Below are 22,857 nucleotides of genomic sequence, written 5' to 3'. Positions count from 1 at the left end.
ACTTTCTTCAACTGTACTAAGAAAATCGAAATTATAGGCCTCAACCTCGTTTAACAGCTGTTGGGGGGAAGGTCTCACCATTGAAGCATTCCTTGCACCAATTTTGCCCTTGGAAATGAGCCTGTAATTCTTCGGAGGTGAAGATATAACCGTACCGAGCATAAATTTCATATTTACCTAAATGTATTTCTTCGATTGAACGACTCGCAACTCCGCATGACTTAAATATAATTCCTTGCTTTGTGAGAATATCATAGTCTTTTCCTCCTATTTATAATTGCTTCTTTGCTTACCTATAGTATACCAAGAGCCAGTATGCAAATGGAGGAAATTTCCTGACTGGTCATTTATTTAGCTCGAATAACAAAAGACACTTTTCAGATCAGAAAAAGGCGAAACATACTAGGCAAGAAGGGATTTTTTTGGTATGCTAAAGAGTGTCTTTGGAGATATAGCTCAATCGGATAGAGCATTCCTCTCCTAAAGGAAAGGTTCCCGGTTCAATTCCGGGTATCTCCGTTTATGTTGCTGATGCAATAAGGTTGAGGGTAGTTTCGCCCAAAATACTTTGCAATGCTCCAAAAACACTATTCCTAGTGTTGTCAGATATTGCTTGTAATTTGTCAATGGTTTAAGGCATATTTTCTGATTTTTTGAATTAGATTGACTTAATAGTTCACCTATATTCATACCAATCTTTAGGAACAAGCTTGCGTGCATATTTTAGCGCGCGGCTTGTTTTTCAATATACTATACTTACCCGTGCTATTTATATTTCAGGTAATTAGTATCAAAGCCCTCACAAAAAGAGCACCGAGCATTATTCGCTCGGTGCTTTCTTCATATGCTTATAAATCGATATTCTGTCCGCCAGTTACGCCGTAAATTTGGCCGGTAACGTAGCTACTATCTTCTGAAGCAAGGAATACGTAAACCGGTGCAAGTTCTACGGGTTGGCCAGCCCGTTTCATTAGGCTATTTTGGCCAAATTTCTCAAGTTCTCCCGGTAATTTTCCTCCATCAAGTTGTAGGGCTGTCCAGATTGGACCAGGTGCCACACTATTGGCACGAACGCCTTTGTCAGAGAAGTATTTCGCTAAGCTAACAGTGAGGGAGGATACGGCGCTATTTGTTGCAGCGTAATCCAATAGGGTCTCACTTGGTTCAAAGGATTGGACAGATGTTGTCGTGATGATGCTTGAACCAGCCGCTAAATGAGGTTCAGCTTCTTTAATCATCTCAAACATACTAATGATATTGACTTGGAAGGTGTCATTAACTTGTTCCATGCTTAATTCGCTAAGACTCTTACGTGCGAATTGTTGGGCAGCATTTAAGACAAGAATATCTATTTCGCCGAGGAAATCTAAGGCTTTCTTGAATACACGACTCGCTTCACCAGCCTGACGGAAGTCACCTTGAATAGCTTTGCCTCGTTGGCCTGCTTCTTCAATTAACTTAACGGTTTCTTCAGCATCCGCTTCTTCGCCTGCTAAGTAATGAACGACCACGTCTGCGCCTTCACGGGCAAAAGCGATGGCTGCAGCGCGTCCAATCCCAGAGTCCCCGCCAGTAACTAGGGCATGACGGCCTTTGAGTTTGCCAGTCCCTTGATAGCTTGCTTCACCACAGTCAGGTAAAGGCGTCATTTCAGCTTGAACAGCTGGGGACTTGCTTTCCTGTTCAGGATAGCCTTCCTCGCGGTACATATGTCTAGGATCTTTTAAATTTTCTTGAGCCATCTACTCCACTCCTTATTTGTTGATATATTGATGTTAACACACAAAGAGTCAACATACTAACAAAACGGTTTGGCCTGTAGATTTATTCATTCTTAGCGAAAAACGAAAAGCGTACACTTCTACCTTAAGAAAAGGAACGTAAGCTATTCTCCTAAAGCTTGGCTGTAGGCAATAATTTGGTCGACGCTTTGATCTAGAAATTGAATCGTATTCATAAGCGGCTCTTCAGTGCTAATATCCACTCCCGCTATCCGGGCTGCTTCTACTGGCGGGATATTGCCTGTTGTAAGGAAGGTTTTCCATTGATGAATAGCTTCTTCATGCCCCTTGCGGATATTCAAGAAGGCTTGGGTAGCTATCGTGAGACCGGCACTGTAGGTATATGGATAAAGTCCTAAATAGTAATGGGGTTGACGCATCCATGTTAATTCTGCCCCCGAATTCATCTCGACTGCATCGCCCCAGAAAGCATGCAAGACGTCCAATTTTATCTGAGATAAAGTTTCCGCTGTAAAGGCTTCGCCCCGGTCAATGCGGCGGTATACTTCACGTTGGTAAGCTGCTTCAAGCAGGTGGGTGACGAAATTGTGGAAATAAGTATTGCTAATCATGTTGCTTAAGGCATAGCGTTGTGTTCGAATATCTTCATTGCTGTCTAATAGATGCCCGGTAAGGAGCAATTCATTAAAGGTAGAGGGAGCTTCCACAATATACATGCTCATGTCCGCTGAAAGCACCGAATTATGGCGGTCCGACTCAAGCATTTGACCCGCATGGCCAAGTTCATGAATGAGGGTGTAAACGTCTGATAATTGGCCGGTCCAGGACATGAGGATATAGGGATGCACGTCGGCGGCCATGGTTGCAAATCCACCGGTTGATTTACCAATATTTTGCGCCCAATCTACCCAACGCTCTTGGTAGGCGTCTTCAATGCGGGCGAAGTAGTCTGGTCCCATGACTTGGCAGGCTGCTTCAACGTAGGTTTTAGATTCTGCGAAACTTACTGGAGAGCTGAAGGCAGGGTCTAAGGCAATCTTCAAGTCTGCATAGGTCATTTGCTCCAAGTCTCGTACTTCTTGGACATGGCGAATGTATTTCTGCATCACGGGTGCTAAATGCTCCATAATTAGATCGATTTGCCGGTGGTACAAGCTTGCATCGACCCGCTGTTCGTCTAAGAGATAGTCAATAACCGAGTCATACCCCCGCACCGTTGCTTGAGCTTTCTCGGTCATAACATGGCCATAATAGCTACTCGCAAAGGTATGTTGATATTTGGCTAATTCTTTGGCAAAGCTAGCAAAAGCCGTCCGGCGAACTGCCGTATCCTCATGGTACATGTATAAATCTTCATAAAGGACAAAACTCATTGGATAAATTTGCCCGTCCACCTCGAAATCAGGAAAGCTTAAATCGGCCAACTTCGCCTGATTATATAAGTCATAGAATTGGTCAAAACTTGGTTGGAAGTGAAGCAGCGTCTTTTCAATTTCAGCCCCTAGATAATCTTTCTTCTGGTGCTTGATTCGGCTTAAATAATCTTCGAAATACGGCTCAAGATCAATAGCAGCATCGAGTAAGCTCTCATCAGCTTCAAGTAATTGATAAGTGAAGAATTGCAGCGTCTGCTGGACTTTCTGATGGATGTGCATGTAAGCTTGGTAGCGCAAAAGAGCCTCGGAGTCTGTTCGATCTACTTCAACTGGAAGCATGACATAATGGCTTAATTGAGAAGCGAGAGTATCGATGTCTTCTAAGGCGCGTAAGGCTTTAATGAGCTGTTCAGTACTGAGAGTTCCAGCTTGGTATGTTTCTTGAAATTGAGTAGCTAGGTCTTGGTACTGCTTTAATGCTTCCTGGTAATGAGCTTCATCCGAGAAGATTGCAGTTAAATCCCAAGTTGCTTGAGTCTCTACTTCTGCTCTTAAAGGAAAAGTGTGTGTATTTGACATAGGCATCCTACTTTCTGTTATAGTGCTATCATAGTATCACATTTAACTAGATGACTTTCTCTTGCATTCGAATTGTAAAAGCACTATAATTAGGTTAACCTAAAAAACGAGGGAGGAATGAGTCAATGGCAATGACAAAAGAACAAGTACAAAGGATGGCAAATGACCCAGGCTTTATCGCAGCTTTAGATCAAAGTGGAGGTTCCACACCGAAAGCTTTAGCCAATTACGGGGTAAGCGAAGATACTTATCAAACTGAAGAAGAGATGTTTGATAAAGTCCATGAAATGCGCACCCGTATTATTACTAGCCCGGCTTTTACCTCGGATAAAATTATCGGCGCGATTCTTTTTGAGAATACGATGGACCGTGAAATCGAAGGGGAATATACAGCGGATTACTTACTAAATAAAGGCATTCTACCTTTCCTGAAAATTGACAATGGTTTAGAAGATGTGCGAAACGGTGTGCAACTGATGAAACCCATGCCCGAATTAGCCGACTTACTCAAACGTGCCAATGAAAGAAATATCTTCGGTACGAAAGAGCGGTCAAATATCTTAGAGTTGAATGAAGAAGGGATTAAAGCAGTCGTTGAGCAACAATTTGACGTTGCCCGTCAAGTAGTGGCTGCAGGTCTGGTGCCAATTATTGAGCCAGAAGTTAATATTGACGCACAAGATAAAGAAGCAATTGAAGAAGTACTCCTCCGCGAATTAAAAGCACAATTGGATACTTTAGGTGAGGAAGATTATGTCATGCTGAAACTCACTTTACCTACAAAAGCTGGCTTGTATGATAAATTAGCGAGCTATCCCAATGTTGTCCGCATTGTAGCATTGTCAGGTGGCTACCCGCTTGACTTGGCCAACCAAAAGCTGAAAGAGAATAAGGAAGTTATCGCAAGTTTCTCCCGGGCCCTATCAGAAGATTTACGGGTCAGCCAATCAGATGAAGAATTTAATGAAACACTTGGTCAAGTAATTGCTTCAATTTACGACGCTTCTGTGAATAAAGCATAAACATAAACCAGAAAAATCCCCAACTCGACGCGACTCCGAGTTGGGGATTTCCTTACTTGTGCGCTTTGTAAATGTGCACATTAATCTGTTGCTCAGCAAGTTTTTCGGCATACTTATTCAAGTGAATACTAATAATTCGGTCGAAATGATACGGTGCGGTTGGCTTACTTTGTTTAGCGTCTTCTGCAATAAATTGCATCAGCTCGGTTAAAAATTTGCGCTGCAGGACATCATAATGCCAAAAGCTATCATAAGGACCGTAATTTCGGTAATGCTCTTCAGGAAAGAAAAGTACCTCAAGCAGAATCGTTTCTTTATCCTGCGTCTTACCGATAGTATACATATTCGAAAAGTGGTGCATAGGTGCCATAATCGGGCTTAGCTCAAGTAAATTAACCTCTGTCAAATCGCATAAGCGCTCACCACTATGGTGGCTAAGAAAGTCTAGTAAATAATTAGGGTCATTATGAAACAAATAATCCAGTTCCATAAACGCTAAGATGTGCGGGCCCATCTCTTCGAGAAAATCGTCCATATTCATGCTACTCGTCTCCTTTACACTACCCTAAATATACCACGTATTATAATTATAGCAAAGAAAAATAAGCTTTATCATATATTATTTAAAATAACGATATATTGGATTGTTTGAATTTATCGAAGCTGATAATTCAGCTAGTTTTAGTCAGATAAAGGAAGTCTCAGGCATTTTCTGGAATATTCCATCCAAAAAAATGTCAATCCAATACGACCAATTCCGTAGGAAAGTCTTCCGACGGAATAAAAATCAGCCAAAATTCCGTGGAGAAGCCGTCCGACGGAATCGAAATGCTTCAAAATTCCGTGGGACCCATTCTCCACGGAATGTCAGAACCGGCACCGTACGATCGGAACCTCTGCCTGAATCAGTCCATACACTCATACCAAAAATAAGCCGCCAACCTAGCTACAGGTGGCGACTTGTATATGGTGTGTATTTACATGGAAGGCAGTATGCGTGTGGCTTCTTGAACCCTAGGCATCCAACAAATCCAGGAGTGTTCGCTTATAAGCTAGAAACTCAGGTTGGAATATTTGCGTATCGATGTCTGCTTCCGGCAGATTAATTTCTCGTCTTTGACACTTTCAAAAGCAAAAAACCGCCTATAAGCCTGATTTTACAGTCTTTTAGGCGGTTTTCTTTTTGCTGAAAAAAGCGTACTATTTGTTTATTTTACCTGAGGCAGAAAGTTTTTTTATCTTATTAAATTCTTTGTCACCAATAAATTGATAGTCTGTTCGAAAAGGAAAGATAGAATGTAACTGATCCGTTAAAGGTGTACGTTGATACGCAGGGATATATCCCTCGCCTTGTATTTCAAACCATCTCATCTCTTCTAAGCATTGTAAAATCTCAGAACAAGTATATTGATCGCCTAATAATTGGGAGACGATACGATACACAAGAAGGGCAATAAAACAGACTAAGAAGTGAGCCTCTATACGAGTTTCACGATGTAGATAAACAGGTCGTGCTTTAAATTCTGTTTTCATTATCCGGAAACTTTCTTCTATTTCCCAGCGCTGGTGATTAATTGCAACGATTTTTTCAGTATCGCCTTCTAAATTAGTGCACACGCAATAAAAGCCATCATATTTAGCTTCTTCGGCAATTTTCTTCTCATTGAGTGTATATACAGATTCATCAGCCACCTCACCATTTTGTGTAATATTGACTTGTTGAATAAAGCGGGCCGGACTGTTTGGATTACTATTTTTTGTAGGATCTTTTTGCCCCATCTTTTTAATAGCTCTGTCAATTTGTTTATTTCGGATTTCTTTTTGGTAACGATCATATTTAGGTGAATAGGTCACAATCATTTTTTGCTCAAGTGGCTGGACACCTTTCTTTTTTTCCTCTAGTGTAGGGTCTTGCTTATACCATCGTTCTTTATAGTAAATTCGTGTATCGTTTTCTAGGTCATCAATTTCGTTCAAATTATATGTTTTATTGCTGGAAAACGTCTTCCAACCAAGAGGGGATAGAGCCCAATCTTTCTCGACTTTCTTTAATTTCTTTAGAGATTGCGTGGTAATAAACGCTCTGTTTTTTATCGAATTAAAGCGACGATTATTTGTTGAGGATAGACCCGCATCTGTACAGACGACAAATTTAGATAGCTTAAAATCTTTTAGAATTCTTTTTTCCAAAGGTTGTAAGGAAGGCTGTTCATTTTCGTTGCCTCCAAATAGACTAAAAGCTAAAGGAAAGCCCGAACCATCCATAAAGAGTCCCATCTGGATAATTGGATTTGGGCGGTTTTCTTTTGACTTCCCATACTTTCGCTTCCCATCCTCTTCTTCAATTTCAAAGAAGAAATTAGTGCAATCATAATAAAGAATGTGATTGTTTCGTTCCACGTGCATAGCACTCTCTTTATAGATATGGGATTGGAGAGCTTCTGAATATGCTGCAAGATGCTCCAATGCACGATATATGTGATGCTGCTGAAAAGTAGGTGGTTCAAGATAGCTTTGAGCTTGTGCATAGGCACTACGTTTTGAGGTGGGTTCAACCATGCGATTCGTCACGAGCATGGTCAATACGTCAAATAGCGAGAACGAAAGATGTGATTTTGCCTCAATCTTTTCAAGAAAGTTATCCAGTTTAAGTAATGACAATATATTTTGAACGTACAAATAGGTAATCTCTTTGAGGGGTCGGTGCTGGTACTCGATCAGTTTACTGCGATCAAAAACTGAAATAATACGTGTCTTTCCTTCTTTTTCTTCTTTCGTTAATTTCTTGGCATAAGCTTTTGCCCATTCGAGAGGCTCTTGATCAGGATATTTCGCTTTGATTTCGTCGTAATTTCCTAAAGTTTCCACAATTTTTGTAGTTTTTTTGCCATTTTTCATGACGTCTTTGATGATGGAATAGGAAATTGAGTTTTTTGATTGACTTATTTTCACACGCATATTAACACCTCCGAGCATTATTCTTAAGCTAATTATAACATAGTACGAAATAGTACGCAATTATTTCAAGCGAAATTTGACAAAAAAATAAAGCCATGACAGGCTTTTGGAGGGTTCTTATGAAATGGAAGTGTCAAACTCCCGACACTCATACCAAAAACAAGCCGCCAACCTAGCTACAGGTGGCGACTTGTATATGGTGTGTATTTACATGGAAGGCAGTATGCGTGTGGCTTCTTGAACCCTAGGCATCCAACAAATCCAGGAGTGTTCGCTTATAAGCTAGAAACTCAGGTTGGAATATTTGCGTATCGATGTCTGCTTCCGGCAGATTAATTTCCAAGGTTTCGATGATTTGTCCGGGCTGGCCAGCGATGACATAAACCCGGTCAGCCAAGAGTATGGCTTCATCGATGTCATGGGTAATTAACAGGCTGGAAATATGCATTTCCTTGCGGTAGTTGATGAACCAACGGTGCAAGGAACGCCGAGTCATCGCATCTAAGGCGCTGAAAGCTTCGTCAAGAAGTAACCACTCACGGCCAAAGGCTGTAGTTCTCAAGAGGGCGATACGTTGCCGCATACCGCCACTCAGTGCTTTGGGATAGTAGTCTGCCCATTGATTGAGTTTGAAATTTTCTAGAAGTTGGTAAGCCTTTGCCTGTGCATCTTTGGTTTTCTCCTCAGCAATTAAGCGAGGCAACATGATGTTCTCGAGGATTGATTTGTGCGGAAGCAGCATATCTTTTTGGAGCATGTAGCTCACTTTCCCTTGAATATTAGGGTCCCCATTGATTTGAATTGTTCCGCTTTGAGGCGCTAGTACGCCAGCGATGAGATTAAAGAGGGTCGTTTTGCCTACGCCACTACGTCCAAGAATCGCAATGGTCTCTCCTTGACCAACATACAAGGAAATATCTCGAAGAACATCATGGTTTTCGTAGTGGTAACTCACGTTCTTTACTTCAAGCATCTAATCACCTAAGAATTCATTCGTGAAATGAGACTCCTGAGTTAAATCAGCTTCGACTAAATCCTTATCCCAAAGCCATTGATAGAAGGCATTCCAACGGGCTTCGTCGATATGCCCCCATTGGCTAGGGTCGCTGGCGTATTGCTCACTGATCCACGCTTGGGAAGCATGTACCATATCACGCTGGTCTTCCAATTCAGGGGCGTGTTTGAGCAGAATATCGGCCGCTTCTTCTGGGTGTTCCATCGCGTATTGGTAGCCTTTCTTAATGGCTTGGATAACTGCTTTGGCTTGTTCAGGATTTGCCTTGAGATAGTCATTATTGGCGATGATGACCGGAGAGTAGAAATCTAGTTCCTCAGCATAATCTCTGAAGTAGAAGAAGTTCGTAGGAACGTCTAAAGAATCAGCCAGGAAGCCATCCCAAGCGTAGTATACCCAAGCAGAATCAAATTGCTCGGTCGCTAAGCCAACAACAGAGTTGTCTGCTTGATTCGGGATAAGTTGAATATCTGAGAAGTTACCACCTTCAGATTCAATGATATAGCGGAGCATCCCTTGTTCAATCGGATCATTCCAAGTTCCGTAGCTATGGCCAGCTAAATCGGTTGGCTCTTGGATGTTTGCTGCTTCAGCAGAGATAATGCCCGAGGTATTATGCTCAAGAATGGTTGCCACTGCAGTAATCGGTAGCCCTCCAGCTAAGCGATGAGCCATTGTATCTTGGAAACTAATGCCAAAAGGCGCGTTCCCTAGGCCAATCAGTTCCGTCACACTTCCTTGGGGTGGCCGTTGGACGTTCACAGCCACACCAGCTTCTTCGAAATAACCGAGTTCTTCCGCAACAAAAATACCGGTATGATTGGTATTCGGCACCCAATCTAAAACGAAATCAATCGTCTCAGGTGCATCAGTTGCTTGGGCGAAGGCCGTTGTTGGCCAGAAACTAAAGAGGAGAAGCAATATTGTACATATTTTGGTCATGGTTAAGTTCCTTTCTTAGCGTGAGAGCGCTTAGTGTCTCGGTGAAGCCAAGGCATTGAGAAGTGCTCTATAAGCGATACGAGCCAAATAAAGAGGAGACTAATTAAAGAAATAACGGCAATTACAGCAAACATATGGTCATAGCTGAAGGCGTTCTTCTTCTGGATCATATAGACCCCTAAACCTTCAAAGCCACCTAGCCATTCGGCAACCACCGAACCGACAAAAGCATAAGAGACACTAACGCGTAAGCCACTGAAGAAATAGGGGAGGGCGCCAGGGAGCTTGACATGTTTAAGAATATCCCAGGTATTGGCCCCCATCAGCTTCAACAATTGCACCGCATCTTGGTCAACGTGGCTAAAGCCGTTCAACAAATTAATGACAATTGGGAAGACCGTCGTTAAGACGACAAGGACTATTTTGGGTGCCATATCGTATCCAAGCCAGAGAACAAGGATTGGTGCAATCGCAACGGTTGGAATCGTTTGACTGACGACAAGCAGAGGATAAACCGCCTGGCGAATGAGGGGAAGGCTGTCCATAATTAGTGCAAGGACAACCGCAATCATTACACCAATGCCGAGCCCGATGAGTGCCTGCATGAGGGTAACCTGACTATGATGCATTAAGTTCGGCCAGTCCCTCACTAAAGCTGCGATTACTTCGGTCGGTGACGGAATAATAAAGGGTGGCAGCCAAGCTAAGCGCACGCCCATTTCCCAGAGAATCACAAGAACAACCGCAAGCAGCCAAGGGCTAAGTTTACGAGCGATATTTCGCCAATTTGTCTTCACTGGTCAACATCTCTCCTTCTTTGTGATAACGTAATTTGACGTTGACGAAGATGTCTTCACCGTTCTCGCCGGCAATGACAACCGCTTCTTCAAGCACTTGCATAAGGCGGGCAAATTCGCCTTCTAAAGTGGTCTCGAACGCCCCCACACTCATGTGAATATCTTGCTGCGCTTGAATATGGGCAATCGCCCGGTCAATTGCTGCAAGGCTGCGCTTTTCTTCGGTATACAAGGGGAGTACTTGAAAAGCAATACTTCCTCTAGACATATAAAAATCCTCCTTTCACTGAACACAGAGGTCCTGAAAGGAGGTATCGCATGCGTATATTAATCGATTCACTTGAATCTACACATCCCTACGTAAGTCCTAACTTAATCAGGTTAAAGAGTTTAGCACGTGCTATCTCAGCCCTAAAGGGCACCCCTTGTGTCTTTGCATCATTATAGCACGCTAATAGGAGGAATTCAACCAGCCAATGCAAACGCTTTAATAGGACGGGAGAATACGCTATAATCTTGCGTTTGACACTTCTAAAGGCCAAAGGGTACCTAAAACCTCTTTAAATAATCATTTCAGAGGAGTTTATGCCAACGGAGAAAAGCGTACTATTCGTACTTTAATACAAAAATATTTAATTTTTTTGAAGTATGAAGTATAATGTAAGTGTCAAAGCAATCTAATTCATAGAGCGTTTTTATACAAGGAAAATGTGATAATAACAATGTTTTGTCATATTTGTAGCTGATGAAAAAATAGTACGAAAAATATGCACGAGATATTTGACAATATAAGTGCTATACACCAACGTTTAGAGAGAGTTTTTAGGCTGGCAAGTGTCAAAGTCTCGCAAATGCAAACGCTTTAACAGACGGGGGAATATGCTATAATTTAGTTTGGAGGGCATTATGGAACTACTCATGAAACAAAGAATCAGATCCTTAAAGCAAGATTTCGATATATATAACTCAGCTGGAGAAGTCATGTATGAAGTGAAAGGAAAATTCTTCTCGCTCGGCCGGGAGTTAGCTATTTATGAAATCGGTCAAAACCAGATGCGGGCGAAAATCAAACAGAAACTTCTAAGCTGGATGCCTCAAATGGATATCTATGTCAACGATACACTGGTAACCAGTATCCGCCAAAAGCTGACCTTCTTTCGGGAAGCTTACGACGTGAGTGGCTTGAATTGGCGCATTGAAGGAGATATACTCGCTTATAATTATCAAATATATGATCAAAGCGGGGAGCTTCTAGCGAGTATCCAGAGGAAATTACTTGCTTGGAGTGATACATTCAAAGTTCACATTAATAACGAGCTAGTTGATCCGATATACGTCATTGCCGTAGTTATGGCAATCGATTTAGTTGCCGATTCTGCCGATGCTGCCGTTTTATAGAGGAAGGTGCATAGACATGAAACTTTATATGAAAGAGCGCATTGTATCACTGACAGATAATTTCGATATTAAGGATGGCAGAAATAAACCGGTCTACCGAGTTAAAGGCAAGATGTTCTCAATTGGCCGCAAATTCAAGATATATGACGCTCAAAGCAATGAAGAATTAGCCCAAGTTAGCGAGAAAATCGTCTCCTTATTGCCTCAGATGACAGTTAAAGTCCACGGTAAAACCGTCACAAAGATTAAGAAGAAGCTGACCCTCTTTAAAGACCGTTACAAACTTACTGACATCGGCTGGTATATCGAAGGCGATATTATGGATTACCGCTATAGTATCTATAATGAAGATAAGCAAAGAGTAGCCAAAATTCGCAAAAAACTTGTCTCCTTAAGTGATTCTTTCGTCATTGACATTGAAGATAAATCCATTGATCCAATCTATGTTGTAGCCGTCGTCTTAGCTATTGATATGGTGCGCGATAAGGAACGCGAAGAGATTCAAGAAGCGAATAGTTAAGCATATGGATTCCCAAGTAAAGCCCTTGCGCTGCCACATCATATGATGAAGCAATATGCTAAAGGCATCAATATGTATACAGACTAAGAAAGCACGCTAGGTAAATTAGCGTGCTTTTTAACATTGGATTGGGGAAGTTGCTCGCTAGGGCTTGGCCAATCCTTTATTCTAAAACTGGTCATCAATACATGACCCGATTCCGTGGGGAGCAGGCCCGACGGAATAAAATCGCGTCAAAATTCCGTGGGAAATAAGTCCCACGCAGTCCAAACGGCTGAAAGTTCCGTGGAGACCCTGCCTCACGGAATAATGCCCAAAATTTATTCCGTGGGAACCAGCCCCCACGGAATAATCAAACAGATTGAACGAAAATCGGCGTAAATTTAAGCCTGCTCAATTTGTAAATACGCCCGACCTTGGTGCTCCCGAATACTTACAGGCAATTTATAGGTCTGCGTCAAATTCTCATCGGTTAGCACCTCCGCTTTAGGGCCTTGAGCGACAACTGATCCATCTTTAAGTAAGAGGAGATGAGTGATAGCAGGGGTGATCTCTTCTATATAATGCGTCACATAGAGAACTTGGGTCTCACTGGCCGCTAAGCGATCAATCATAGCTAAGACTTCTTCCCGAGCCTTTACATCAAGCCCTGCACACGGCTCATCTAAAATCAACAGCCTCGGCCGGTTCATTAAGGCCCGAGCAATGAGGATACGACGTTGTTCACCTTGGGAACACGTGCGGTAATATTGCTTTGTTAAATAACCAATACCCAAACGTTCCAAAATAGCTTCAGCCCGAGCCTCATCTTCTGCCGTAATCTCATGGAAACTAAAGATTTGAGCACTTTGATATTTCCCGGTAAGGACAATGGCTTTTGCTGTCTGACTATTAAAGGGCTTTTCAAAACGCTTCAAAGCACTGGAAACAAAGCCGATCTCTTGACGGAGATTCGGGATGTTACCCCCTTTGCCAAAGACGGTGCCTAACACTTCGGTGTAGCCCGATGATGGGAATTGAAAGCCAGTGACGATATTTAACAAGCTGGTCTTGCCCGAACCGTTTAAGCCAAGGATAGCCCATTGCTCTCCAGGTTTTACTTCCCAGGTCACGTCTTCTAGAATCTTTCTGCCTTGTCTTTGCCAGGAGATATTTTCGACTCGAATGATTGCTTGCATATTAAACTCCTTTCGTTAGAAAAGCCCCTCACTGAGCAGTGAAGGGGCTTGAATGGTAACAGGGGTTCAATTAGTCTACTAAAGATTCACCGATGAATGGCATTAAGCCACGAAGTTCTTTACCAACTTCAGTGATTGGATGTTCTAATTCATTGCGTTTGATTGCGTTGAATTTAGGACGTCCTGCTTGGTTTTCTAAGATCCAGTTGCGGGCGAATTCACCTGTTTGGATATCTGTTAATACATCACGCATTGCTTGTTTCGTATCAGCAGTGATGATGCGTGGTCCACTCATGTAGTCTCCCCACTCAGCTGTATCTGAGATTGAGTAGCGCATGTTCTCTAGGCCACCTTCATAAATAAGGTCAACGATTAATTTCATTTCGTGTAACACTTCGAAGTAGGCAGATTCTGGTTGGTAGCCAGCTTCAGTTAAGACTTCGAAACCAGTCTTAATTAATTCGCTAACCCCACCACATAGAACAGCTTGTTCACCGAATAAGTCTGTTTCAGTCTCTTCTTTGAAGGTTGTCTCTAAGATACCAGCGCGTCCGCCACCGTTACCTACAGCATAAGCCATTCCTAATTCTTTAGCATGGCCTGTAGCGTCTTGGTATACACCAACGAGAGATGGTACCCCTGCACCTTCTTCGTAAGTACGACGTACTAAGTGACCAGGGCCTTTTGGTGCTACTAGGAATACGTCAACATCTGCTGGTGGTACGATTTGTCCGTAGTGGATGTTGAAGCCGTGAGCGAATACTAGAGCATTACCAGCTTCCAAGTTATCAGCAATATGGGCTTCGTAGATTGCTTTTTGGTGCTCGTCAGGTGTTAAGATCATGATTACATCCGCTTCTTTTGCAGCTTCAGCAACAGATTTAACGTCGAAACCGTCTTCTTTAGCTGCATCAAATGATTTACCTTCACGTAAACCTACGATTACGTTAAAGCCACTATCGCGTAAGTTCTTTGCATGGGCATGACCTTGTGAGCCATAACCGATGATTGCGATTGTCTTATCTTCAAGAATTGCTGTATTAACGTCTGAATCATAGTAAACTTTTGCCATTTATATCAATCTCCTTATTAATTAAAAATCATTTCGTTCCGCGAGGGAAGGCTGTAATACCAGTACGTGAAACTTCGATAATGCCGTATGGCGTCAGAAGGTCGATGAGGGCATCGACTTTTGAAGTGTTACCGGTAACTTCTATAGTAATCGAATTTTTGGAAACGTCAAGAATATTTGTACGGAAAGGTTCGATGATACTTTGAACTTCCGGACGAGTCGATTTGGAAACTTTCACTTTAATCAGAGCTAATTCCCGCTTAACAATCGGCAAATCGGTGATGTCGTTAACTTTAATAACATCGATTTGCTTGTTCAATTGCTTAATGAGCTGTTCGGCTTCTTCCGCGCTTTCAACTTGGACGACAAAGGTCATCTTCGAAATCGTTTCATCTGGCGTTGTACCCACCGTGATACTTTCAATGTTAAAAGTGCGTCGGGCAAATAATCCCGTCAATCGATTCAACACACCGCTTGAGTTCTCTACAGTAGCTGTGATGATTCGTTTCATAGGGGATCAACTCCTAACATTTCAGTATTTGCTTTGCCAGCAGGGACCATTGGGAATACTTTCTCTGTTGCTGGAATCATAATTTCAACCACATAAGCATCCCGATTACCAAACACTTCGTCTAACATCGCTGGGACTTGGTCTTCACTTTCAACTTTAATGCCTTTAACGCCATAAGCTTCCGCAAGTTTTACGAAATCAGGGTTTAAGTCACCGTCTAACACGGATTGGGCGTAGCGGTCGGAATAAATAAGTTCCTGCCATTGGTGAACCATACCCAAGGTTTGGTTATTTAAGATAAAAATCTTCACCGGCAACTGGTACTGACGAACGGCAGCAAGTTCTTGGATGGTCATTTGAATACTACCATCACCCGAAATTAATACAACCGTATCGTCTGGACGACCAATTTGGGCACCGACAGCGGCTGGTAAGCCGAAGCCCATTGTCCCAAGACCACCCGAAGATACGAATTTATTTGACTTGTCTTGCGTGTAGAATTGGGCAGCCCACATCTGATGCTTACCAACATCCGTGACGACAATCGCTTGATTATCGGTCCGCTCAGATATTTCTTGAATGAGCCATTGTGGAGAAATCCGCTCATCTTGGTGCTTGAACCAAAGAGGATGTCTTTTCTTATTTGCAAGACATTCTTGTGTCCAGGCAGCAAAAGTTACCTCAACGGTTTCCTCTTCCAAGAGTGCTTGTAAAGCGGCTTTAGCATCACCCACGACGGGGATATCTGTCTTGACGTTCTTGCCAATTTCGGCCGGGTCTACGTCAATATGAGCCACTTTCGCATTCGGTGCGAAAAAGGCCAAGTTCCCCGTCAAGCGGTCATCGAAGCGTGCCCCGATATTAATCAGTAAGTCACTATCGTTGATAGCCATATTAGCTGCATAAGTCCCGTGCATGCCAGCCATGCCTAAGGCTAATTCATGGCTGCCAGGGAAGGCTCCCGTTCCTTGTAAGGAATTGACGACTGGAATTTGATAGCGCTCAACGAATTCCAAGAACTCTTTGGAAGCGTCGGCTAAGTTAACGCCGCCACCGACGAGAACCACCGGTTTCTCCGCTTCAGCAATGGCTTCAACCACCCGCTTAATTTGGCTAATGTTCGGTTCAACAGTAGGTTGATAGCCTGGTAAGTAGAAGTCACCAGAATACTCCTCACGAACAGCGGCTTCAGAGATATTCTTCGGCACATCGATGACAACCGGACCTGGACGACCTGTTGTGGCGATATGGAAAGCTTCGTTAATGATGCGCGGAATATCTTCGACCGCTTTGATTTGGTAGTTATATTTCGAAATTGGCGTTGTTAAACCAATGACATCTGCTTCTTGGAAAGCATCGGTCCCAATGACGCCTGTACCAACCTGACCTGTTAGAACTATCATCGGTAGAGAGTCTAGCATCGCATCAGCGATTCCGGTTAATGTATTGGTAGCCCCAGGACCGGATGTAGCAAGCACAACCCCTGGCTTACCAGTTACCCGGGCATAGCCTTCAGCTGCGTGGGCCAAACCTTGTTCGTGACGACACAGAATATTTGAAAAGGGCGGATCCAATTCATACATCGAGTCAAAAATCGGCAGTACCGCTCCACCTGGATAGCTGAATAGCACTTCGACATCATTGTCCACCAAGCTTTTCACGATTAAATCTGCACCCGTCTTGATTGGACGTGTAAATTGCTGTGATGTCTCTTCCAATTATGAACGCCTCCTTATAATATATTTAATAAAGTCCCCCGGCAGTCATCTGCTAGTGTTGGGGGACTTTACCACTGTATGAGTTCCGAATGTATACAACTCATATTAGAACTATACAAGTTTCACATTAAAAAATCAACCGCAAAATGAGATTATTTTAATTTTTGTCTTTGTCAAATTGTTTTATAAGTCTTCTCGTTGCCAAAGGTCTGTAATGGCACCTTTGGATGCACTTGAAACGAGGTGAGCGTATTTGCCGAGAGCGCCGCGTGTTTCAAGAGGTGGAATGACCCGCTGCTTATCGCGTTCCGCAAGTTCTTCGTCCGAAACCTTCATCGTCAATTCGCGGGTATCTTGGTCGATAATAATGATGTCACCATCTTCAACAAGGCCGATTGGTCCGCCGTCTTGTGCTTCAGGGGCAATGTGTCCAACGACAAAGCCGTGAGACCCACCTGAGAAGCGACCGTCTGTTAGGAGACAGACTTTTAAGCCTTTACCAACAAGTAAACTAGATAGCGAAAGCATCTCTGGCATACCTGGTCCACCCTTAGGCCCTACATAACGAACAATTACCACATCGTCATCTACGATTTCATCGCGTAAGGTTGCCTCAATCGCTTCTTCTTCGGTGTCGAAGACTTTAGCAGGTCCTTCATGACGACGAACTTTCAAGCCGGATACTTTAACAACGGCACCGTCAGGCGCTAAGTTTCCTTTGAGGACAATAAGTGGGCCATCAGCACGTTTAGGATTATCTAAAGGCATGATTACGTCTTGGCCTTCTTTCAAGTCTGGGGCATCTTCTAAGTTCTCAGCAATCGTCTTGCCTGTAACTGTGAGGCAATCACCGTGGATATAACCGTTCTGATATAAGTATTTCATCACAGCTGGCACGCCGCCTACTTCATATAAGTCTTGGAAGACGTATTTACCGGATGGTTTTAAATCTGCTAAATGAGGAACTTTCTCTTGAATTGTATTAAAGTCATCAATCGTCAAGTCCACATTGGCAGCATGGGCAATGGCTAATAAATGGAGAATTGCATTCGTAGATCCGCCTAAAGCCATCGTTAAGGTAATCGCATTCTCAAAAGATTCACGCGTTAGAATATCGCTTGGGCGAATATTCTTTTCGATTAAAGTCTTGACAGCCTCACCTGCATCATACACATCTTGTTCTTTCTCTTGGGTGATGGCAGGGTGAGAGGATGAGCCCGGTAAACTTAAACCAAGTGCTTCAATAGCTGAAGCCATCGTGTTCGCTGTGTACATTCCACCGCATGCACCTGGACCAGGACAGGCATTACATTCAATTTCTTTTAGCTGCTCATCAGTAATATCACCGTTATTCCACTTACCAACACCTTCAAAGACGGAGACAAGATCAATATCTTTGCCGTCTAATTTACCTGGTGCAATAGTTCCGCCATAAGCGAAGATAGAGGGAATATCTAAATTACACATGGCAATCACACAACCAGGCATGTTCTTATCACAGCCACCAATCGCCACAAAACCATCACAGTTATGGCCACCAATTGCAATTTCAACAGAATCAGCAATTGCATCCCGGCTAGGTAATGAATAGCGCATGCCTTGTGTACCCATGGCAATCCCATCGGATACCGTAATCGTTCCGAATTGAACTGGCCAAGCCCCGCTGTCTGATACACCGGCTTTGGCCATTTTGCCTAAATCGTGCAAATGAATGTTACAAGGCGTATTCTCTGCCCATGTACTGATGACACCAACAATTGGTTTTTCGAATGCTTCATCGTCCATCCCGGTAGCTCTTAGCATAGCCCGGTTGGGCGATTTAACTGCGCCATCATAGACATGGCTTTTAATTCTTAAATCTTTGTCGCTCATCCTAACACCTCTTCTTTCAATATTCGATAAGCTTACTTACATGTATTCTATTTTAACATAAAAAATGATAATTAGTAGTGCGAATCTCAGCAATTTATCATTTACAAGCTTTGACAATTTCAAAAGAAAGGGTACAATATTACCTACTAAAGAATGCAAAGGAGCGGTTAAATGCGTGACGATATTACATTAAATCCATTGGCAGAGGCAAAGGCCGATGACATTCAGGCACAGTTGGAGACAATCTTTGACCCGGAAATTGGTTTAGATATTTACAACTTAGGTTTGATTTATGAAATTCATTTAGATGAAGCGGGTCTTTGCCAAGTGACCTTAACTTTCACGGGCGTAGCTTGTGCTTGTATTGAAACCGTGCCGGTTGAATTGAAAGAGAAACTTGTGACAATTCCAGGTATTGATGAAGTGAAGGTCAATGTTGTCTGGAGTCCTGTATGGAATATGACTCGCATTAGTCGCTTGGGCCGTATGACTTTGGGGATTAATCCGAATTAATCTGAAAGCAAACATTAAACTGGGCTGATTTTTTTCGTTACGCTTGTTGCAAAAGAGTTTTGCAGCGGAATGTGTTTAAGTGATAGTCCATATATTGATAAGTAAAAACGCATGAAGTTAACTTTTAAGGTAGTTAACTTCATGCGTTTTTAGCGAGGGGTTAATTTGCATGAGCGATGACTTCAATCTCAACCCGTGCCCCTTTCGGAATGTCCTTGACTGCAAAGGCGCTGCGGGCTGGATAGGGTTCATTGAAGTGTTTGGCATAGACTTCATTGACGGTCGCGAAATCATTGATATCTGCTAGAAGGACGGTAACTTTTACAATATTGTCAAGGCTTAAGCTGTCACTCTCGAGCACATGTTGGATATTGCGGAAGGCTTGTTCTGTTTGGGCGACAACGCCTTCAGCTAGTTCTCCAGTTGCTTGGTCGATGCCCAATTGGCCCGATAGAAATATCAAGTCTCCGACACGAATCCCTTGGGAATATGGACCTAAAGCTTCAGGAGCAAGGGGACTGTTGAGTTCTTTCTTCATAACGGATTATCCTTTCTTTATACAAGTAATTGGAACAAGTCTCTATTTTCGATGACATTGATGTAGTTGGGGTCAAAGGCTTCGATTCGCTCGAGTAGACCTGGGAGGTTCTCGCGTTGTCCTAAGCGAATGCCGATGATAACAGGTGCACTATCGCGGTTTGTCCGTTTCGTATATTCAAACCGGGTAATGTCATCACCTGGATTTAAGATATCGGTAACGAATTCGCGCAAGGCACCTGCCCGTTGCGGGAACTTAACAATAAAGTACTGTTGCAAGCCTTGATAAATCATCGCGCGCTCTTCGATTTCCCCCATGCGATTAATATCGTTGTTCCCGCCGGATATGACGCAGACCACCGATTGGCCTTTAATGCGGTCTTTCATCATTTCTAAAGCTGCGACAGTGAGGGCACCTGACGGTTCAGCGACAATGGCTAAGCGGGAATATAAATCAATAATGGACTGAGCCACTTGGCCTTCCGGTACAGAAATGAACTCATCGACGAAATTATTAGCATAGTGGTAGGTCAACTCACCTGCCTTAGCAACCGCAGTTCCGTCGCAGAATTTATTTACTTTCGCTAAGGCAGTGGGGGCACCTTCTTGCATGGCCAGTTGCATAGAGGCCGCACCTTCAGGTTCCACGCCAATAAGTGCCGCTGTTGGCATGGCTTCTTTGACATAGGCACCGACACCTGAAATTAGCCCCCCACCGCCAACTTGCACCAATATCATATCTGCTTGGTCACCGTTAGCTACTAAGTCTTGATGAATCTCAACACCGATGGTACCTTGGCCAAGGATGACATTTTGATCGTCAAAAGGCTCGATAAAGGTTAAACCATGCTCCTCTGCATATTGGTGTGCCGCTTCATTTGATTTGTCAAAGGTGTCTTCCTGAATGACCACGTTGACATAGTCGCCTCCGAAATATTCCACCTGGTCAATTTTCTGCTTAGGTGTTGTTGTTGGCATAAAGATGGTTGCTTGAATATGCTTTAACCTTGCTGTATAAGCAACCCCTTGGGCATGATTCCCCGCTGAGGCACAGATGACTCCGCGTTCCAGTTCATCTTGACTCAGCTGATTAATTGCGTACATCGCCCCACGTAATTTAAAGGATCGTACAATTTGTAAATCTTCTCGTTTCAAATAAATCGTCGCATCATAGCGTTCCGAGAGATACTGGTTGTACTGGAGAGGCGTATGGACAATCGACTGTTTTAAGTCGCGATACGCGCCAAGAACATCTTCAGAAGTTAGTTCAGGATACATAAATACCCACCTTTCTATTAAAAATTCGTAACAAATCTATCATATAAGATTAATAAAGCAGAGTCAATTTTAAATTTAAATCATCCTATCCAAACAAAAAGGGTGTAATCTTCAAAGCTTTGTGATAATGTAAGACTACTTTTTTAATTCTGTTAAAGGGGAGAAGTAAATGTCTGAAGTACCAGTAGTTGGAGATTATCAATATGGCTTTCAAGATGACGGGGAGATTATCTTCTCAACCGGACTTGGTCTGAATGAAGAAATAATTCGTACGATTTCAGCTGAGAAGGAAGAGCCAGAATGGATGCTTGAATATCGCTTGAAAGCCTATGAAATATATAAACAAAAGCAAGTGCCTGATTGGGGTGCTGATTTATCAGACTTAGACTTCGATGATTTAAAATATTATCAGAAGGCAGCTGACCGCCCGGCTCGAACTTGGGATGATGTCCCAGAGGAAATTAAAGTAACTTTCGAACGCATTGGTATCCCAGAAGCGGAACAGGCCTATTTGGCTGGAGCCACCGTCCAATACGAATCGGAAGCGGTGTATAGTCGTGTAAAGGATGAGTACGATAAGTTGGGTATTATCTTTACGGATATGGATACTGCTTTAAGAGAGTATCCGGATTTAGTAAAGGAATATTTCGCCTCGGTAGTACCAATCGATGACAACTTCCAAGCAGCGTTGAATACAGCGGTGTGGAGTGGGGGAACCTTCATGTATGTGCCTAAAGGCGTTCAGACCGATATTCCTCTGCAGACATATTTCCGGATGAATAATGAAAAATCAGGGCAATTCGAACGTACCCTTATCATTGTCGAAGAAGGCGCTCGCGTTCACTATGTTGAAGGCTGTACTGCACCAACCTTCTCATACGCTAACTTACATGGCGCTGTCGTTGAAATTATCGTTAAGAAGAATGCCAGTTGCCGCTATTCAACCATTCAGAATTGGTCAGATAATGTGTACAATTTAGTAACCAAACGCGGCAAATGTGAAGCCGGCGCTTCCCTAGACTGGGTCGATGGTAACCTCGGTTCACATAAAACCATGAAGTACCCGGGCATTATCCTAAACGGTCAAGGTGCGCGTGGTTCGATTATGACCATTGCCTTTGCCGGTGAAAATCAACATCAGCATACAGGCGCTAAATTGTATCACTTGGCACCGAATACCTCCAGCACGATTGTCTCGAAGTCTATCGCTAAAGACGGTGGACGCGTGGACTATTTGGGGCAAACTTATTTTGGCGAGAAGTCCAGAGGTTCGAAGTCACACATTGAGTGTGACACCATTATTATGGATGAATTATCTAAATCGGATACGATTCCCTTTAATGAAATTCATGCGCCTTCGATTGAATTAGAGCACGAAGCAAAGGTTTCGCGTATTTCTGAAGAGCAATTATATTACTTAATGAGTCGGGGATTGTCTGAAGCGCAGGCAACCGAGTTAATTGTGATGGGCTTTATCGAGCCTTTTGCCAAAGAATTGCCCCTGGAATATGCGGTTGAATTGAACCGCTTGATTGCCTACGAAATGGAAGGTAGTGTGGGTTAATCCAACGGCGTAGAGAGGGTAAGCAAAGTACAGAATAAGAAGTAGCGCTCTGAGGCATGCGAGTCATACTAGCCGAGGGGTGCTTTTTCTGTTAGGTAAGCTGAATGAACGAGGCGAAATGAGGGGACTATGTGTCATAATACTAGCGAACCTTTGCGATGAATGATTGCATAATTAGCTTATTTTCGGTATAATCGGGAATCGAGTTAAAGACGAAAGTGGGCTCCCGCACCGATGGGTTTGGGGGTATTATTTGCTTAAGGAG

At 43.0% G+C, this 22,857-nt stretch carries 21 protein-coding genes, 1 tRNA gene and 1 riboswitch; of the genes, 6 read left to right on the top strand and 16 right to left on the bottom strand.

The genetic code is table 11. The annotated features are described in order from the left end of the window. Window positions 1-40: 40 nt before the first annotated feature. A complete protein-coding gene (locus CL176_RS13080; protein WP_420824190.1) occupies window positions 41-196 on the bottom strand; it encodes a YARHG domain-containing protein in 156 nt (51 codons plus the stop codon). 249 nt (window positions 197-445) lie between these two features. Here CL176_RS13080 and CL176_RS08735 point away from each other — a divergent pair. Next, window positions 446-519, top strand: a tRNA-Arg gene (locus tag CL176_RS08735). A gap of 329 nt (window positions 520-848) precedes the next feature. Here the strand turns inward: CL176_RS08735 and CL176_RS08730 are convergent. Both CL176_RS08730 and pepF read right to left on the bottom strand, forming a co-directional pair. Continuing rightward, entirely contained in the window at window positions 849-1,742 is an 894-nt protein-coding gene (locus tag CL176_RS08730) for an SDR family oxidoreductase (protein WP_118990965.1), read from the bottom strand. A 143-nt stretch (window positions 1,743-1,885) separates the two neighbouring features. Further along, complete coding sequence (gene pepF, locus CL176_RS08725; protein WP_118990964.1) at window positions 1,886-3,697, bottom strand: oligoendopeptidase F; 1,812 nt, start codon at window positions 3,695-3,697, stop codon at window positions 1,886-1,888. A gap of 131 nt (window positions 3,698-3,828) precedes the next feature. Between pepF and CL176_RS08720 the strand changes: the two genes are divergently transcribed. Next, window positions 3,829-4,719 (top strand): fructose bisphosphate aldolase, encoded by an 891-nt coding sequence (locus CL176_RS08720; RefSeq protein WP_118991611.1) that lies wholly within the window; start codon window positions 3,829-3,831, stop codon window positions 4,717-4,719. A 52-nt stretch (window positions 4,720-4,771) separates the two neighbouring features. On the opposite strand, the gene CL176_RS08715 is transcribed toward CL176_RS08720, so the two are convergent. From CL176_RS08715 to CL176_RS08690, 6 genes are all read right to left on the bottom strand, one after another. Continuing rightward, complete coding sequence (locus CL176_RS08715; RefSeq protein WP_162890908.1) at window positions 4,772-5,254, bottom strand: hypothetical protein; 483 nt, start codon at window positions 5,252-5,254, stop codon at window positions 4,772-4,774. 665 nt (window positions 5,255-5,919) lie between these two features. Next, window positions 5,920-7,677, bottom strand: coding sequence for an IS1634 family transposase (locus CL176_RS08710; RefSeq protein ID WP_118989622.1), 1,758 nt, complete (start codon window positions 7,675-7,677; stop codon window positions 5,920-5,922). 244 nt (window positions 7,678-7,921) lie between these two features. Continuing rightward, window positions 7,922-8,650: an ABC transporter ATP-binding protein gene (locus CL176_RS08705; RefSeq protein ID WP_118990962.1), complete on the bottom strand. Its 729-nt coding sequence runs from the start codon at window positions 8,648-8,650 to the stop codon at window positions 7,922-7,924. Beyond that, on the bottom strand, window positions 8,651-9,634 hold the full coding sequence (locus CL176_RS08700; protein ID WP_118990961.1) for an ABC transporter substrate-binding protein: 984 nt from the start codon (window positions 9,632-9,634) through the stop codon (window positions 8,651-8,653). 2 nt (window positions 9,635-9,636) lie between these two features. Further along, window positions 9,637-10,431, bottom strand: coding sequence for an ABC transporter permease (locus CL176_RS08695; RefSeq protein WP_240430476.1), 795 nt, complete (start codon window positions 10,429-10,431; stop codon window positions 9,637-9,639). Further along, a complete protein-coding gene (locus CL176_RS08690) occupies window positions 10,400-10,699 on the bottom strand; it encodes a thiamine-binding protein (RefSeq protein ID WP_118990960.1) in 300 nt (99 codons plus the stop codon). The genes CL176_RS08695 and CL176_RS08690 overlap by 32 nt, the downstream gene beginning before the upstream one ends. A 68-nt stretch (window positions 10,700-10,767) precedes the next feature. Beyond that, window positions 10,768-10,867, bottom strand: a riboswitch (TPP riboswitch). 470 nt (window positions 10,868-11,337) lie between these two features. Between CL176_RS08690 and CL176_RS08685 the strand changes: the two genes are divergently transcribed. Continuing rightward, window positions 11,338-11,829: an LURP-one-related/scramblase family protein gene (locus CL176_RS08685; RefSeq protein ID WP_118990959.1), complete on the top strand. Its 492-nt coding sequence runs from the start codon at window positions 11,338-11,340 to the stop codon at window positions 11,827-11,829. A 16-nt stretch (window positions 11,830-11,845) separates the two neighbouring features. Beyond that, entirely contained in the window at window positions 11,846-12,349 is a 504-nt protein-coding gene (locus CL176_RS08680; RefSeq protein WP_162890907.1) for an LURP-one-related/scramblase family protein, read from the top strand. A gap of 383 nt (window positions 12,350-12,732) precedes the next feature. Here CL176_RS08680 and CL176_RS08675 read toward each other — a convergent pair whose 3' ends face one another. The 5 genes from CL176_RS08675 to ilvD form a co-directional block, all read right to left on the bottom strand. Beyond that, window positions 12,733-13,527, bottom strand: coding sequence for an ABC transporter ATP-binding protein (locus CL176_RS08675; RefSeq protein WP_118990957.1), 795 nt, complete (start codon window positions 13,525-13,527; stop codon window positions 12,733-12,735). Window positions 13,528-13,597: 70 nt separating this feature from the next. Further along, window positions 13,598-14,599, bottom strand: coding sequence for a ketol-acid reductoisomerase (ilvC, locus tag CL176_RS08670; RefSeq protein ID WP_118990956.1), 1,002 nt, complete (start codon window positions 14,597-14,599; stop codon window positions 13,598-13,600). A gap of 28 nt (window positions 14,600-14,627) precedes the next feature. Next, window positions 14,628-15,110 (bottom strand): acetolactate synthase small subunit, encoded by a 483-nt coding sequence (gene ilvN / locus CL176_RS08665; RefSeq protein ID WP_118990955.1) that lies wholly within the window; start codon window positions 15,108-15,110, stop codon window positions 14,628-14,630. Then, entirely contained in the window at window positions 15,107-16,828 is a 1,722-nt protein-coding gene (gene ilvB / locus CL176_RS08660) for a biosynthetic-type acetolactate synthase large subunit (RefSeq protein WP_118990954.1), read from the bottom strand. Before ilvB ends, ilvN begins: the two co-directional genes overlap by 4 nt. Before the next feature lie 183 nt (window positions 16,829-17,011). After that, a complete protein-coding gene (gene ilvD, locus CL176_RS08655; protein ID WP_118990953.1) occupies window positions 17,012-18,700 on the bottom strand; it encodes a dihydroxy-acid dehydratase in 1,689 nt (562 codons plus the stop codon). Window positions 18,701-18,871: 171 nt separating this feature from the next. Here ilvD and CL176_RS08650 point away from each other — a divergent pair, with 171 nt between their 5' ends. Continuing rightward, on the top strand, window positions 18,872-19,213 hold the full coding sequence (locus tag CL176_RS08650; protein WP_118990952.1) for a metal-sulfur cluster assembly factor: 342 nt from the start codon (window positions 18,872-18,874) through the stop codon (window positions 19,211-19,213). A gap of 160 nt (window positions 19,214-19,373) precedes the next feature. Here the strand turns inward: CL176_RS08650 and CL176_RS08645 are convergent, their stop codons facing one another. After that, entirely contained in the window at window positions 19,374-19,751 is a 378-nt protein-coding gene (locus CL176_RS08645) for a RidA family protein (protein WP_118990951.1), read from the bottom strand. 17 nt (window positions 19,752-19,768) lie between these two features. Beyond that, complete coding sequence (gene ilvA / locus CL176_RS08640; protein ID WP_118990950.1) at window positions 19,769-21,028, bottom strand: threonine ammonia-lyase IlvA; 1,260 nt, start codon at window positions 21,026-21,028, stop codon at window positions 19,769-19,771. A gap of 169 nt (window positions 21,029-21,197) precedes the next feature. On the opposite strand from ilvA, the gene sufB reads away from it, so the two are divergent. After that, window positions 21,198-22,592: a Fe-S cluster assembly protein SufB gene (gene sufB / locus CL176_RS08635; RefSeq protein ID WP_118990949.1), complete on the top strand. Its 1,395-nt coding sequence runs from the start codon at window positions 21,198-21,200 to the stop codon at window positions 22,590-22,592. Window positions 22,593-22,857 lie beyond the last annotated feature (265 nt).

Source organism: Suicoccus acidiformans (genome assembly GCF_003546865.1).
GTDB classification, from domain to species: domain Bacteria; phylum Bacillota; class Bacilli; order Lactobacillales; family Aerococcaceae; genus Suicoccus; species Suicoccus acidiformans.
Note: the sequence above shows the minus strand (reverse complement) of the source record. Positions and strands in the feature narration are given on the sequence as shown.

Coding starts and splice junctions, on each gene's coding strand:
- CL176_RS08730 (WP_118990965.1), bottom strand. CDS start 1,742: ATGGCTCAAGAAAATTTAAAAGATCCTAGACATATGTACCGCGAGGAA.
- pepF (WP_118990964.1), bottom strand. CDS start 3,697: ATGTCAAATACACACACTTTTCCTTTAAGAGCAGAAGTAGAGACTCAA.
- CL176_RS08720 (WP_118991611.1), top strand. CDS start 3,829: ATGACAAAAGAACAAGTACAAAGGATGGCAAATGACCCAGGCTTTATC.
- CL176_RS08715 (WP_162890908.1), bottom strand. CDS start 5,254: ATGGACGATTTTCTCGAAGAGATGGGCCCGCACATCTTAGCGTTTATG.
- CL176_RS08710 (WP_118989622.1), bottom strand. CDS start 7,677: ATGCGTGTGAAAATAAGTCAATCAAAAAACTCAATTTCCTATTCCATC.
- CL176_RS08705 (WP_118990962.1), bottom strand. CDS start 8,650: ATGCTTGAAGTAAAGAACGTGAGTTACCACTACGAAAACCATGATGTT.
- CL176_RS08700 (WP_118990961.1), bottom strand. CDS start 9,634: ATGACCAAAATATGTACAATATTGCTTCTCCTCTTTAGTTTCTGGCCA.
- CL176_RS08690 (WP_118990960.1), bottom strand. CDS start 10,699: ATGTCTAGAGGAAGTATTGCTTTTCAAGTACTCCCCTTGTATACCGAA.
- CL176_RS08685 (WP_118990959.1), top strand. CDS start 11,338: ATGGAACTACTCATGAAACAAAGAATCAGATCCTTAAAGCAAGATTTC.
- CL176_RS08680 (WP_162890907.1), top strand. CDS start 11,846: ATGAAACTTTATATGAAAGAGCGCATTGTATCACTGACAGATAATTTC.
- CL176_RS08675 (WP_118990957.1), bottom strand. CDS start 13,527: ATGCAAGCAATCATTCGAGTCGAAAATATCTCCTGGCAAAGACAAGGC.
- ilvC (WP_118990956.1), bottom strand. CDS start 14,599: ATGGCAAAAGTTTACTATGATTCAGACGTTAATACAGCAATTCTTGAA.
- ilvN (WP_118990955.1), bottom strand. CDS start 15,110: ATGAAACGAATCATCACAGCTACTGTAGAGAACTCAAGCGGTGTGTTG.
- ilvD (WP_118990953.1), bottom strand. CDS start 18,700: ATGAGCGACAAAGATTTAAGAATTAAAAGCCATGTCTATGATGGCGCA.
- CL176_RS08650 (WP_118990952.1), top strand. CDS start 18,872: ATGCGTGACGATATTACATTAAATCCATTGGCAGAGGCAAAGGCCGAT.
- CL176_RS08645 (WP_118990951.1), bottom strand. CDS start 19,751: ATGAAGAAAGAACTCAACAGTCCCCTTGCTCCTGAAGCTTTAGGTCCA.
- ilvA (WP_118990950.1), bottom strand. CDS start 21,028: ATGTATCCTGAACTAACTTCTGAAGATGTTCTTGGCGCGTATCGCGAC.
- sufB (WP_118990949.1), top strand. CDS start 21,198: ATGTCTGAAGTACCAGTAGTTGGAGATTATCAATATGGCTTTCAAGAT.